The 13321-nt window shown below is 72.0% G+C and carries 11 protein-coding genes; 1 reads left to right on the forward strand and 10 read right to left on the reverse strand.

Annotated elements, in window-relative coordinates:
• Positions 1–90: 90 nt before the first annotated feature.
• Positions 91–1386 (reverse strand): CinA family nicotinamide mononucleotide deamidase-related protein, encoded by a 1296-nt coding sequence (locus tag BJY14_RS09095; RefSeq protein ID WP_179843203.1) that lies wholly within the window; start codon positions 1384–1386, stop codon positions 91–93.
• A 453-nt stretch (positions 1387–1839) separates the two neighbouring features.
• Positions 1840–2352 carry a DUF1990 domain-containing protein gene (locus BJY14_RS09100; RefSeq protein WP_179843204.1) on the reverse strand — a complete coding sequence of 171 codons (513 nt, stop codon included), beginning with the start codon at positions 2350–2352 and terminating at the stop codon, positions 1840–1842.
• Between the two features lie 87 nt (positions 2353–2439).
• Here BJY14_RS09100 and BJY14_RS09105 point away from each other — a divergent pair, with 87 nt between their 5' ends.
• The gene (locus BJY14_RS09105; protein ID WP_179843205.1) at positions 2440–3225 is read left to right on the forward strand and encodes an MOSC domain-containing protein; all 786 of its coding nucleotides are present in this window, start codon (positions 2440–2442) and stop codon (positions 3223–3225) included.
• Between the two features lie 21 nt (positions 3226–3246).
• Here BJY14_RS09105 and pgsA read toward each other — a convergent pair whose 3' ends face one another.
• From pgsA to BJY14_RS09145, 8 genes are all read right to left on the reverse strand, one after another.
• Entirely contained in the window at positions 3247–3840 is a 594-nt protein-coding gene (pgsA, locus tag BJY14_RS09110; protein WP_179843206.1) for a CDP-diacylglycerol--glycerol-3-phosphate 3-phosphatidyltransferase, read from the reverse strand.
• Complete coding sequence (rimO, locus tag BJY14_RS09115) at positions 3837–5285, reverse strand: 30S ribosomal protein S12 methylthiotransferase RimO (RefSeq protein WP_179843207.1); 1449 nt, start codon at positions 5283–5285, stop codon at positions 3837–3839. Before rimO ends, pgsA begins: the two co-directional genes overlap by 4 nt.
• Positions 5286–5386: 101 nt before the next feature.
• Positions 5387–6139, reverse strand: a complete 753-nt coding sequence (locus tag BJY14_RS09120) for a helix-turn-helix domain-containing protein (protein WP_179843208.1) — start codon at positions 6137–6139, stop codon at positions 5387–5389.
• 143 nt (positions 6140–6282) lie between these two features.
• Positions 6283–8937 carry a DNA translocase FtsK gene (locus BJY14_RS09125; protein WP_179843209.1) on the reverse strand — a complete coding sequence of 885 codons (2655 nt, stop codon included), beginning with the start codon at positions 8935–8937 and terminating at the stop codon, positions 6283–6285.
• Positions 8938–9027: 90 nt separating this feature from the next.
• Complete coding sequence (locus BJY14_RS09130; RefSeq protein WP_179843210.1) at positions 9028–10713, reverse strand: ribonuclease J; 1686 nt, start codon at positions 10711–10713, stop codon at positions 9028–9030.
• A complete protein-coding gene (gene dapA / locus BJY14_RS09135) occupies positions 10710–11648 on the reverse strand; it encodes a 4-hydroxy-tetrahydrodipicolinate synthase (protein WP_179843211.1) in 939 nt (312 codons plus the stop codon). Before dapA ends, BJY14_RS09130 begins: the two co-directional genes overlap by 4 nt.
• 155 nt (positions 11649–11803) lie before the next feature.
• Entirely contained in the window at positions 11804–12025 is a 222-nt protein-coding gene (locus tag BJY14_RS09140) for a hypothetical protein (protein ID WP_179843212.1), read from the reverse strand.
• 138 nt (positions 12026–12163) lie between these two features.
• Positions 12164–13198: a glycoside hydrolase family 18 protein gene (locus BJY14_RS09145; RefSeq protein ID WP_179843213.1), complete on the reverse strand. Its 1035-nt coding sequence runs from the start codon at positions 13196–13198 to the stop codon at positions 12164–12166.
• Positions 13199–13321 lie beyond the last annotated feature (123 nt).

Consider the following 13321-nt stretch of genomic DNA (forward strand, 5'->3'; position numbering starts at 1 on the left):
TCGGACCATCTGCCGGTTCCACCGTACCCGCCTTGGCGGTGGCCGTGGCAGACCGTTGATTTCGTGTTCGCTCGGAACGTAACGCTGTAATCAGCCCCGATCTTCCCGATCTGCCCGAGCCTCCCCGCTCTCGTCCTCGGCGTCAAGTCCCAGCAGCCGGCGTCTCAGCAGCTCAAGCGCGTGCACGACGGTCATCCTCCTGATCACCGCGCGGATCTCCGGCCCCGTGCCGGGCACCGGGAGTCTCGGCGCGACGACCGTGAGCGAGTCTCCAGGTCCGGCCAAGCCGGCATAGACCGTTCCCACGGGACGGCCGTCCTGCGGGTCGGGGCCGGCGACGCCCGTCACCGCGAGCCCGTAGGTCGCGCCGAGCGCGTCCCGGACCCCTGCGGCCATCCCGGCGGCCACGTCCGGGTGGACGGCCCCGTGCTCGGCGAGCAGGTCGCCCGGGACGCCGAGCAGCCGCCGCTTCAGATCGGTCGCGTAGGTCACCATGCCGCCCGCGTAGGTGCCGGACGACCCGGGCGTCGCGGTCAGCTCGGCGCCGATGAGGCCGCCGGTCAGCGACTCGGCCGTGGCGACGGTCTCGCCCCGGTCCAGCAGCAGCCGGTGCACGACCAGGCCGAGCGACTCGTCATCGACGCCGTAGACCGACGGGCCGAGCAGCTCCCGGACGCGCGACTCCACGCCCGCCAGCCGTCCGGCGGCGTCCCGGCCGGCCACGGTGATGCGGATCTTCACCTCGGCGGGGTCGGGCAGGTAGGCGAGCTTCACCCCGTCCATCGCCTCCACCTCGGCGAGGCGGGTCGCGATGACCGACTCCCACAGCCGGGCGGTGCGCAGCGTGCGGCGCGCGACGGAGGGCAGCCCGGCGATCTCCGCCAGCTCCGGCAGCACGACCTCGTCCATGATCGTGCGCATCTCGAACGGGACGCCCGGCAGCGCGTAGACGACCCCTCCGGGCAGCTCGACCCGCAGGCCCGGAGCCGAACCCGCAGAGTTGGCCAGCAGCCGCGCGCCCTCGGGGACGTCCGCCATGCGCAGCGCCATCGGCTGCAGCTCCCGGCCCGCCCGGGCGACCCGCTCGCGCAGCCGCCGCTCCAGCGCGGGGTCGCGGACGAGGGCGACGCCCGCTGCCTTGGCGAGCGCGTCGCGCGTCACGTCGTCGTAGGTGGGGCCGAGCCCGCCGGTGGTGATGACGGCGTCGGCCCGGTCGAGCGCGGACGCCACCGCCGCGACGATCACGTCCAGCTCGTCGCCGACGACCACGCTCCGGGTGACCTCGACGCCGTGGTCGGCGAGCCGGCGGCCGAGCCACGCAGCGTTCCCGTTGATGGTGTCGCCGAGGAGCAGTTCGTCCCCGACGGTGAGCAGTTCGACCCGCATCGCGTCCCCGTCCGTCCGCGCCGCGCGGGATCCGCCCCCCGCGCGAGCGTCCTCGAATCTACCGGCGCGGGCCCGCGACGGGCCCGGCGGACGGCCGGTTCACCGGAAAAACCGACCGAATGAGGACGCCGCAGACTCCGCCCCTTCACACCGGCCCCACCGGCATAACGCTTTTCCGTCGTCGTGAAATGAGGCGGCCGCGTTTATGTCCGCCGCGCCCGGACCGCGCCGGACGCTGCGCGCGGCCGGGGCACCGCCGGGGGCGCGCATCGTCGCCGCATGTCACCGGCCCCGGAGGCCGACAATGGCGGGAAGCGCAGGTCACATTGTGAGTCAAAACTCATTCCGTCGATTCGTGCACGGGGACGCCGGCAGGGATAATCGAATAGCGCGGGCACCCCAAAAGCGGGGCCGCGGGGCCACGACCGGGGTGGGCGTGGTCCCGCGGCCCACCTAAACCCGCGACAGGCGGCGCAGCACGGCGCCGCAGCGGCGTGCGTAGGACCGCTGGAACATCCGTCCGAGCGGGCCCGCCAGCTTCGCGGCCGCCGTCGCCGGGCGGCTGAACGCCGTGACCGTCAGCCACACGTCGCCCTCGTCGTCCAGGTGGACGACGAACGACTCCTCGCCCGACTGCGGGTGGCCCGGGAGCGTGCCGTACGCCCATCCGGCGTAGCGCTCCTCCTCGCGCGTCCACACGATCCGGCAGGGCGCCCTCAGGCGCAGTGGCCCGGCGCCCAGTCCGATCACGACGCTCACTCCGGGCGCGGCGCGGGGCGCCGACGCCTCCACCCGGACCGGCAGGGCCCGGTGCATCCAGAACTCCATGACCGCGTCCGCGGCGTTCTGGAACGCCGCCGGTCCCCTCCCGACGAGCATCCGCTGCCGCATGTGCCGGTAGCCGGCCGGGCGTTCGGCGTCGCGGGTCGCGCCCACCTCGGCGTAGGTGAAGTCCTGCGCGTCCATGCCCTCCGGCCTCCAAGCTGACGAATCCGCGTCAAGTATCGCCCGTACGCCTGGCCACCGGGCGAGCAGGTCCGTAACGTCCGGCGCATGATCGCCGTTGTCGCCGGGCTGAACGTCTTTCCGATCAAGAGCGCGGGGGCGGTTCCGGTCGCCGAGACCGAACTGACGCCCCAGGGGCTGCGCCACGACCGGGAGTTCATGCTCGTCCGCCCCGACGGGCGGCATCTGTCGCAACGGGAGGTTCCCGAGCTGGCACTGCTCAGACCCGGGTTCGACGGTGTGAAACTCGTCGTCCGCACCCCGTTCGCGGCCGCTCCCCTGGTGTGGGAGGCGGTGGACGGCCCCGCCCTCGACGTCACCGTGCACCGCCGCCCGTGCCAGGGAGTGGACCAGGGCGACGAGGCGGCCGGTTGGTTCTCCGAGACCCTGGGACTCCCCTGCCGTCTCGTCCGCTTCACCGGGACGCGCCCCACCGCGCTCGGCGGAGGCACCCTGACGTACGCCGACGGCTACCCCGTCTCGGTCCTGTCGGACGAGTCGCTCGACGACCTGAACCGGCGGGCGGACGCCCGGCTCCCGATGGCGCGCTTCCGTCCCAACATCGTCCTGCGCGGCCTCGGCCCCTACGGCGAGGACTCCGTCACGCGGCTGCGCGGAGACCGCGTGGAGATCGAGCTCGTCAGGCCGTGCGGCCGCTGCGTCATCATCAACACCGACCAGGACACCGCCCGCCGGTCTCCCGAGCCGCTGCGCGCCCTGGCCCGGTACCGCACCGAACGGTTCGACGGCACTCGCGAGATCATGTTCGGCAGGCTCGGCGTCCCTCGCGCGCCCGGCGCCCTTCGCGTGGGCGACGAGCTCACCGCCTCCTGACGGTCCGGGAAGCGCCGGCGTTCAGGAAGTCCCGCCGGACGTGCGGCGCATGCGCCAGGCCTGGACGACGTAGTCGGCGCCGGTGACGACCGTGACGATGAGGGCCGCACCCATCGTGACCCAGCGCAGGTACTCGAGCGGGCCCGGGAGGATGTAGAAGCCGATGGCGAGGACCTGGAGCATCGTCTTCAGCTTGCCGCCCTTGCTCGCCGGGATCACGCCGCGGCGGATCACGACGAACCGCATCACTGTGATGCCGATCTCGCGGACCAGGATGGCGGCGGTCACCCACCACCACAGCTCGCCCATCACCGACAGGCTGATCAGCGCCGCCCCGGTGAGCGCCTTGTCCGCGATCGGGTCGGCGATCTTGCCGAAGTCGGTGACGAGGCCGCGCGCCCGGGCGATGTCGCCGTCGATCTTGTCGGTGATCGAGGCGACCGCGAACACGGCGAAGGCGGCGAGCCGCCAGCCGGTGCCGTCCAGGAAGAACAGCCAGACGAAGAGCGGCACCAGCGCGATCCTGAGCAGGGTCAGCGCGTTGGCGATGTTCCAGACGCCGGCCTGTGGCGGATCCGGCGCGCCCGCGACCGGCTCCGGGGTGCCCGCGATCACGAGACGTCCGCGATGAGGTCCACCCCGTCGCTGCCGACGACCCGGGCCTCCACGATGTCGCCCAGGGCGAGGCCCTCGCCGCGGACCAGGACCGTCCCGTCCACCTCGGGCGCCTGGTGCTCGGCGCGGCCCTCGAAACCGCCGTCCGGCTCCGCGTCCCCCGCCGGCTCGGCCTTGTCCTCCAGCAGGACGCGGACCACGGAGCCGACGCGGTCCTCGGCGCGCTGCGCGGTCAGCTCCTCGGCGAGGCCGGACAGCTCCTCGACGCGGGCGGCGACGTCGGCGGGGTCGAGCTTGCCGTCCAGGTTCGCGGCCTCCGTGCCCTCCTCGTCGGAGTAGCCGAACACGCCGACGGCGTCGAGCCGGGCGGCCGACAGGAACTCCACCAGCTCCTCGAAGTCGTCCTCGGTCTCCCCCGGGAACCCGACGATGAAGTTGGAGCGCACGCCCGCCTCGGGCGCCAGCGCGCGGATCTGGTCCAGCAGCCCGAGGAACCGCTCCCGGTCGCCGAACCGGCGCATCGAGCGCAGCACGGGGCCGCTCGCGTGCTGGAAGGACATGTCGAAGTACGGCGCGACGCCGGGCGTGCCGCAGATCGCCTCGATGAGGCCGGGGCGCGTCTCGGCGGGCTGCAGGTAGCTGACCCGCACCCGCTCGACGCCGTCGACGGCGGCGAGCTCGGGCAGCAGCTTCTCCAGCGCCCGCAGGTCGCCGAGGTCCTTGCCGTAGGACGTGGAGTTCTCGCTGACGAGGACCAGCTCGCGGACGCCGTGGTCGGCGAGCCAGCGCGCCTCCTCCAGCACCTCCGCGGGCGGGCGCGACACGTACGCGCCGCGGAACGCCGGGATCGCGCAGAACGTGCAGCGCCGGTCGCAGCCGGACGCCAGCTTCAGCGGCGCGACCGGGCCGCCGCCGAGACGCCGCCGCAGCACCCGCGGACCGGACGCCGGGGCCACGCCGTCCGGCAGGTCGTCCTGCCCGCCGTGCCCGGGCACGACGACGCGGGAACCGTGCGCCGGCCGCTCCACCGGGCTGATCGGCAGGAGGGTGCGGCGGTCGCGCGGAGTGTGCGCGTCGCGCCTGCGTCCCGCCATGACGTCGTCGAGGCGGTCGCCGATCGCGGTGTAGTCGTCGAAGCCGATCACCGCGTCGGCCTCGGGGAGCGCCGCGGCCAGCTCGCTGCCGTACCGCTCGGCCATGCACCCGGCGGCGACGACCTTGGCGCCGGAGTCGTGCGCCGCCAGCAGCGTGTCGATGGAGTCCTTCTTGGCGGCCTCGATGAACCCGCAGGTGTTGACGACCACCACGTCGGCGCCGTCCGCGCCGTCAGCACCGTCCGCCAGGTCCCAGCCGGCGTCCTCGATGCGCGCGGCGAGCTCCTCGGAATCGACCTCGTTGCGGGCGCAGCCGAGCGTGATGAGTGAGACCTTGCGGCGAGTCGACATGCCCCTAAGGTAATGGGCCCTCGCTCCGAAGCCGACCATCGGCCCGCGCCGTCCTTGCGGGAACGTCCCGGCGGGCGGCGGACCGGGCCGCCCCCTCCGGATCAGGCCGACTCGGGGTCGCCGCGGTCGAAGGTCAGCCGCTGGACGCCCTTGCCCTTGCCGGGCGAGCCCAGGTCCTTGCCGTTGACGATCAGGTTGACGCTGCCGCCGACGCCGATCACCAGCCGGACCTTCTTCTTGGCGCTGAAGCTCTTCTGGTCGCCCTCGCGGATCATCCCGCTGAACAGCGGCCTGCCCTTGTCGCCCTGGACGTTCAGCCACGTCGTCCGCTTCGCCTCGACCCGCACCTCGACCTTGGTGCGCGGCGCCTCCGCGACCGGGGCGCTGCTCTTCGGCGCGGGCGGCGTCGCGGACGGGGTGGACGGCGCGGGCGTCCCGGCGACCTGCCGCGCGGTGCGCCGCTCGCCGCCGCCGCCGTGCCCGACCACCTGGACGATCCCGTAGATGACCACGAGCGCGAGAGCGAGCGCCATCGCGGCGCTCCAGTTCGGCGACCGGCGCTCGCGGAACGCGACCGGCTGCTCCGGCTCGAACGCCGACACCGCCGACACCGGCTGCGGGGCACCGCCGTGCGCGGCGTCGAACTCGGCGACCAGCGGTTCCGGATCGATGCCGATCACGCGCGAGATGCTGCGGATGTGGCCGCGGGCGTAGAAGTTGCCCCCGCACGCGGAGAAGTCGTCGGCCTCCATGCTGCGGACGACGGTCTCGCGTATGCGCGTCTGGAGGCTCACCTGTGTCACCGAGAGACCGGCCCGCTGACGCTCCTCCGCCAAGGTCTCACCGATGCTCACGCCGGGCCTCCTCTGAGGAGCTCGTGGCCGATCTCGCTTGACTGTGAAACCAGTCTAGGAACGGGGGTGCCCGTTCGGCGACTGCCAACACGTTCGAAACAGGGCAAGATTTCGCATCATTCCGCAATGCCCCGGCACCGCGCTCAGCCCCCGCCGCGCAGTTCCGCGAGCACCCCGGGGAGATCGTCGGGCTTGGCCAGCACGTCCCGCGCCTTGGAGCCCTCGCTGGGGCCGACGATGTCGCGGCTCTCCATGAGGTCCATCAGCCGCCCGGCCTTCGCGAATCCGACGCGCAGCTTGCGCTGCAGCATCGACGTCGACCCGAACTGGGTCGACACGACCAGCTCGATCGCCTGGACGAGCAGGTCCATGTCGTCGCCGATCTCCTCGTCGATCTCCTTCTTCGGCGCGCCGGCCGCGGCGACGTCCTCCCGGTAGCTCGCCTCCATCTGCCCCTTGCAGTGGTCGACGACGCTGTGGATCTCCTTCTCGGAGACGTAGGCGTTCTGGAGGCGCATGGGCTTGCTCGCGCCCATCGGCAGGAACAGCGCGTCGCCCTGCCCGACGAGCTTCTCCGCGCCCGGCTGGTCGAGGATGACGCGGCTGTCGGACAGCGAGGAGGTCGCGAACGCCAGCCGGGACGGCACGTTGGCCTTGATGAGCCCGGTGACGACGTCGACCGAGGGCCGCTGCGTCGCCAGGACCAGGTGGATCCCCGCGGCGCGGGCGAGCTGGGTGATGCGGACGACCGAGTCCTCCACGTCGCGCGGCGCGACCATCATCAGGTCGGCCAGCTCGTCGACGATGACGAGCATGTACGGGTACGGGGTGTAGACGCGCTCGCTGCCGGGCGGCGGGACGAGCTTGCCCGCCTTCACCGCCTTGTTGAAGTCGTCGATGTGCCGGTACCCGGACGCGGCCAGGTCGTCGTAGCGGCGGTCCATCTCGCCGACGACCCATTCGAGGGCCTCGGCGGCCTTCTTCGGGTTGGTGATGATCGGTGTGATGAGGTGCGGGATGCCCTGGTACATCGTCAGCTCGACCCGTTTGGGGTCGACGAGGATCATCCGCACCTCGTCGGGGGTGGCGCGCATCAGGATCGAGGTGATCAGGCCGTTGATGCACGTCGACTTGCCGGCCCCGGTGGCGCCCGCGATCAGGATGTGCGGCATCTTCGCCAGGTTAGCCACGACCGTGCGCCCCTCGACGTCCTTGCCGAGCCCGACGATCATCGGATGGTGCTCGTTGGTCGCGGCGGGCGAGCGCAGGACGTCGCCGAGGCTGACGATGTCCTTGTCGGTGTTGGGGATCTCGACGCCGATCGCGGACTTGCCGGGGATCGGGGAGATGATGCGCACGTCGGCGCTCTTCACCGCGTAGGCGATGTTCTTGGTCAGCGCGGTGACCTTCTCGACCTTCACCGCCGGGCCGAGCTCGATCTCGTACCGGGTGATCGTCGGGCCCCGGGTGAACCCGGTGACCTGCGCGTCGATGTCGAACTGCTCCAGCACGCCGGTGAGCGCGTTCACCACCGTGTCGTTGGCCTTGGTGCGCGGCTTGGAGACGCTGCCGGGCCGCAGCGCCGTCGGGTCGGGCAGCACGTAGATCTCGCCGGACGACGACAGCGGCAGCTGCTCGGTGCGGCGCGGCGCCGGCGTCGGGTCGCGCACCTCGGGTTGCTCGGCCCCGGCGGGCTCGGCCGGATGATCGGCGGACATCGGGTCGGCGGACATCAGATCGGCTGACATGGACTCGCCGGCGACGTGCTCGTCCATCGGCTCGTCGGCGGGCGGGGCCGGCGGCGGGACCTGCGCGCCGAACGGGTCGGGCTCGAACAGCTCGTCGGCGAGGTCGCGGCGGGGCCGTTCGGCCTTCTTCGGCCGGTCCTCCAGCAGCGGCGTGTCGTACGGCTTGGAGTGCTCGCCGACCTCCAGCTCGTCGCCGTCCTCGGTCTTGTTCTTGCGGCGCCGCTTCTTCGGCGCGCCCTCTTCCCCGGCCTCTCCCTCGGAGGGGCGTTCGGGGCGGCTCTGCAGCGTGGCCAGCGCCCACAGGTCGGCGACCCGCTCGGGCACCTTCGCGATCGGCGTCGCGGTGACGACCAGCAGCCCGAACCCGGACAGGAGCAGCAGCAGCGGGACGGCCACCCACCCGCTCAGCGCCGCGTCGAGCGGGGCGGACACGAGCCAGCCGACCACGCCACCGGACTCGCGGACGCCGTTCATGTCCTTGGCGGGGGACGGGACGCCCGCGGCGATGTGCAGGATGCCGAGGACGCCCACGGCGAGCGCGGTGATGCCGATGACGACGCGGCCGGTGTCCTCGTGGTGCTCGGGGTGGCGCAGCGTCCGCCACGCCAGCAGCGCCAGCAGCACGGGCAGGACCATCGCCATGATGCCGAGCCCGCCGCGCACCACCTTCTCCAGCGCGATGGTGACGACGCCGTCGGGCCGGAACCAGGTGACGGAGGCCAGCACGATGGACGAGCCGAGCAGCGCCAGCCCCAGCCCGTCGCGGCGGTGCTCGGGGTCGAGGTTGCGGGCCCCGTTCCCGTAGGCGCGGAACACCGACCCGACCGCGACCGCCGCCAGCAGGTACAGCTTGAACAGGAGCTTGAAGAACCCGAGGACCGCCTGGGGGATCGGGTCGGGCTTCTGCGGGGGGCGCCCGCGGCCCGAGCCGCGGCCTCCCTTGTTGGTGCCGCTCGGTCGCTTCCGGGGGGTCGTACCTGCGGGCTTGCGAGCCGCCGTGCCCCCCGCACGCGAGGAGGGTTTCGCGCCTCCAGACGCACGTGTGGCCATGGTTATGAGAGTAACCAAGGACCCTCGCGGTTCCCGGGATGGCGGCGGGGCGTGTCGGACGGACGGCCGCGGCCGTCCGTCCGACGGGCGCTACACCTCGACGACCACCGGGATGATCATCGGTCGGCGGCGGTAGTTCTCGCTGACCCACTTGCCGACCGTGCGCCGGATCAGCTGGCTGAGCTGGTGCACGTCGTTCACGCCATCGCCGGCGGCGTCCCGCAGCACGCCCTCGATCCGGGCGATGACCTCGTCGAAGTCCTCGTTGACGATGCCGGCGCCGCGGGCGTGCACCTCGGGCCCGGCGACGAGCTTGCCCGAGGTGGAGTCGAGGCCGATGACGATGGAGACGAACCCCTCCTCGCCGAGGATGCGCCGGTCCTTCAGGGAGGTCTCGGTGACCTCGCCGACCGACAGGCCGTCCACGTACACGTACCCGGCGGGCACCGCGCCGACGATCTTGGCCTGGCCGTCCAGGAGGTCGACGACGACGCCGTCCTCGGCGATGACGATGCCGTCATCGGGCACGCCGGTGAGCGCGGCGAGCTTGGCGTGGGCGCGCAGGTGCCGCCACTCGCCATGGATGGGCATGAAGTTCGCCGGCTTGGTCACGTTGAGCACGTACAGCAGTTCGCCTGCCGAGGCGTGCCCGGACACGTGCACGAGCGCGTTGCCCTTGTGGACGATGCGGGCGCCCCACCGGGTGAGGCCGTTGATGACGCGGTTGACCGCGTTCTCGTTGCCCGGGATCAGCGACGACGCCAGCATCACGGTGTCGCGGTCGGTGATGCGGATCGAGTGGTCGCGGTTGGCCATCCGCGACAGCGCCGACATCGGCTCGCCCTGCGACCCGGTGCACACCAGCACGAGCCGGTCGCCGGGGATGTCGTCGATGACCTTCTGCTCGACCATGATGTCGTCGGGGACGTTCAGGTACCCGAGTTCGCGCGCGACGCCCATGTTGCGGACCATGGAGCGCCCGACGAAGCAGACCTTGCGGCCGTTGGCGACGGCGGCGTCCAGGACCTGCTGGACGCGGTGGATGTGCGAGGCGAAGCAGGCGACGATGAGCCGCCCCTGCGCGGTGCGGAACACCTCGTCCACGACCGGCCCGATGTTGCGCTCGCTGGTGACGAAGCCGGGCACCTCGGCGTTCGTCGAGTCCGACATCAGCAGGTCGATGCCCTCGGCGCCGAGCCGCGCGAACCCGGGCAGGTCGGTGAGCCGGCCGTCCAGCGGGAGCTGGTCCATCTTGAAGTCGCCGGTGTGCAGGACGAGCCCGGCGGGCGTGCGGACGGCGACGGCGAGCGCGTCGGGGATCGAGTGGTTGACGGCGAGGAACTCGCAGTCGAACGGCCCGAAGGTGCGGCGCTCCCCCTCCACGACCACGTCGGTCACCGGTTTGATGCGGTGCTCGGTGAGCTTGGCCTCCAGCAGCGCCAGCGACAGCCGCGAGCCGACCAGCGGGATGTCGCGGCGCTCGCGCAGCAGGTACGGGACGGCGCCGATGTGGTCCTCGTGGCCGTGCGTGACGATCACGGCCTCGATGTCGTCCAGCCGTTCCCTGATGTACTCGAAGTCGGGCAGTATCAGGTCGACGCCGGGCTGCTCGGTCTCGGGGAAGAGCACGCCGCAGTCGACGATGAGCAGGCGTCCGCCGTACTCGAACACCGTCATGTTGCGGCCGATCTCCCCCAGCCCGCCGAGCGCGACGATCCGCAGTCCCCCCTTGGGCGGCGCGGGCGGTTCCGAAAGCTCCGGGTGAGGATGGCTCACCGGGCGACCTCCGGGATGACGACCTCAGGCACTTTGACTCCCCCTATCGTGAGGTCTTCGCGCAGGCGCGCCGCGAACTCCGGCGAGGCCTCCACCAGCGGCGCGCGGAGCGGGCCGCCTCCGGGGAGGCCGAGCAGGTTCAGCGCTGCCTTGACGGCGATGGCGCCCTGCGTACGGGTCATGATGGCGGCGACCACGGGCAGCAGGCGCCGGTGGATCTCCAGTGCCCGCCCGTGCTCGCCGGCGCGGTATGCGTCGATCATCTCATGGAGCTCGACTCCGACCACATGGCCGACCACGCTGACGAACCCCGCCGCCCCGACCGACAGCCAGGGGAGGTTGAGGTTGTCGTCGCCGGAGTACCAGACGAGGTCGGTCTCGGCCATCACGATGGACGCGCCGAACAGGTCGGCCTTGGCGTCCTTGACGGCGACGATCCGCGGGTGCTCGGCGAGCTGCAGGAGCGTGTCGTTCTGGATCGGCACCCCGGCGCGCCCCGGGATGTCGTACAGCATGTTGGGCAGCGCCGTCGCGTCGGCCACCGCCGTGAAGTGGCGGACGAGGCCCTCCTGCGGAGGCTTGTTGTAGTACGGCGTGACCACGAGCAGGCCGTGCGCGCCCGCGGCCTCGGCCTGCCGCGCGAGTTTCAGGCTGTGCTCGGTGTGGTTCGTCCCGGCACCGGCGACGATCACGGCGCGGTCGCCGACCGCCTCGATGACCGCCCGCAGGAGTTTGCTCTTCTCTTCGTCGCTCGTCGTGGGCGACTCGCCTGTCGTGCCGTTGACGACCAGGCCGTCGTGGCGCCGCTCGTCGACCAGATGGGTCGCGAGGCGCGCGGCGCCGTCGTAGTCGACGCCGCCGTCCGGCAGGAACGGGGTGACCATGGCGGTCAGCATCCGTCCGAACGGAGCGCCAGTGGATGTGCTGGGTGCCATGCAACGAACGGTACCGTTCCGGCCGTTCCACTTGGACCCGCAGGTCGAAGCGGAACGGGATAAATCGGGAGGAAGCCGCCGCCACACGCTCGGGGGTACGCGTGGCGGCGGCTCCCACAACCGTCATCGTGGCACGCAAATGCCGCGTTACGGGGTCAGTCCGGCCACGTCCCGGACTCGGTTGGATAACGTGACCCCGCGGTCATCTCCTGGAGGCGGACGCGGAGCTCCTCGACGTCGTGCGTGCGCACGAGGTCGTTCCCCCGGACGGCCCACCATTGCCCGGAACCGCCCCGGCCGATCCGCCAGTCGGCGAACTCGGCGGCCAGTTCGCCGATACGGTCGGCGTCGTGCCGCGCGGACTGCTGAGTACCCATCGGCCGTCCCCACTTCCCTTGCCATCCGCTTGTAGAGGCTTGACCTTCCGCACCCTCCACTACCCCCGGGATTGTGCGGGTATCCACCCCTTTTTACCTGGGGAAACGCGAGTTTCGGAACGTCGCAGCAGGGGTTTCTCAGCCGCCAAAACTTCCTGTCGCTCGGGGTAGCCAGGTGGCGCGATAACGTGACCATTCGGCCGGGCTCGTCGTCCAGTCCGCGTACACGCCGACGCCGTACGGCCGCCTGGGCGGCCGCTTGAGATCCTCGACTCCGCGCCGGACGCCGCGCAGGGCGCCGGGCAGGTCCTCCGCCCAGTCCATGAGGGGCCGGTAGGTGGGGACGCCCATGAAGACCGTCGTGCGGTCGCCGATGAGCTCCAGCGTCGTGCGGGTGTGCCGGGCGAAGTGCCAGCCGGCGAGCGAGCGCGTGGGCAGCGACACGTCGTAGGTCATGATCGCGACCTGGTCGGCGCGGTCGGCGACGGCGCGCAGGAAGTCCTGGGTGGGGCGCGGCGGATAGTGGAACTTCCCCGTGCGGGGCAGGAGCGCCTTGTATACCGGCTGGCCCGCGTCCAGGAGGGTCTGCTGCTCCAGCGCCACCGACACCAGCTTCCCCTTCGACCGGGTCAGCTCGCGGGTGGCGTCCATGAGCGCGAGGAAGGCGCGGTCGTCGGGGTAGATCGGCTCGAAGTCGTAGTGGATGCCGTCGAACCCCAGGTCGAGGAAGGCCGCGTCCGTCCTGAGCACCCTCGCCCGCACGGCCGGGTCGTCCAGGTCGATGACGCCCTTGCCGTCCACCACCCGGATCTGCCCCAGGTACGCCTGAGCGCGGACGCCGGGCGCGTACTCGTGCACGGCGGCGAGGAGCTGCCGCGCGTAGCGGTACTTGGCCTCGGGCACGGTGCCGTCCGCCTCGAACGGCCCCGCGTGGAAGAAGACGTCGGTGATGCGGTTCTCTTTCAGCAGCTCTCCGAGCGCCCGGTACTCGGCGTCGCTGTGGGGCTCCCCCACCCACTGGTGGCGCGCCCAGAGCGCGTTGGCCTCGGTTCCGCGCGCCTGAGGTTCGGGTTGCCACCACACCCAGGCCCCGGCGAGCACCAGCGCGGCGAGGCCGAGCACGTACCCCGCCGCCCATCCCAGAATCCGACCGAACCGCCCCAGAACGCGCATCACGCAATCATGTCGGAAGAGCCGGACGCCAGGCGCGTGCCGTCCCAGCGGCGCCCCAGCCGCGTCCCACGATCCGTCCATAAAACGATCATGGTTGGGGCGTGATCGCGCGCCGCGCGCGGC

This window comes from Actinomadura luteofluorescens (assembly GCF_013409365.1).
GTDB lineage: Bacteria > Actinomycetota > Actinomycetes > Streptosporangiales > Streptosporangiaceae > Spirillospora > Spirillospora luteofluorescens.

Coding starts and splice junctions, on each gene's coding strand:
- BJY14_RS09100 (WP_179843204.1), bottom strand. CDS start 2,352: ATGGACGCGCAGGACTTCACCTACGCCGAGGTGGGCGCGACCCGCGAC.
- dapA (WP_179843211.1), bottom strand. CDS start 11,648: ATGGCACCCAGCACATCCACTGGCGCTCCGTTCGGACGGATGCTGACC.
- BJY14_RS09145 (WP_179843213.1), bottom strand. CDS start 13,198: ATGCGCGTTCTGGGGCGGTTCGGTCGGATTCTGGGATGGGCGGCGGGG.
- rimO (WP_179843207.1), bottom strand. CDS start 5,285: ATGTCGACTCGCCGCAAGGTCTCACTCATCACGCTCGGCTGCGCCCGC.
- BJY14_RS09095 (WP_179843203.1), bottom strand. CDS start 1,386: ATGCGGGTCGAACTGCTCACCGTCGGGGACGAACTGCTCCTCGGCGAC.
- BJY14_RS09140 (WP_179843212.1), bottom strand. CDS start 12,025: ATGGGTACTCAGCAGTCCGCGCGGCACGACGCCGACCGTATCGGCGAA.
- BJY14_RS09125 (WP_179843209.1), bottom strand. CDS start 8,937: ATGGCCACACGTGCGTCTGGAGGCGCGAAACCCTCCTCGCGTGCGGGG.
- BJY14_RS09105 (WP_179843205.1), top strand. CDS start 2,440: ATGATCGCCGTTGTCGCCGGGCTGAACGTCTTTCCGATCAAGAGCGCG.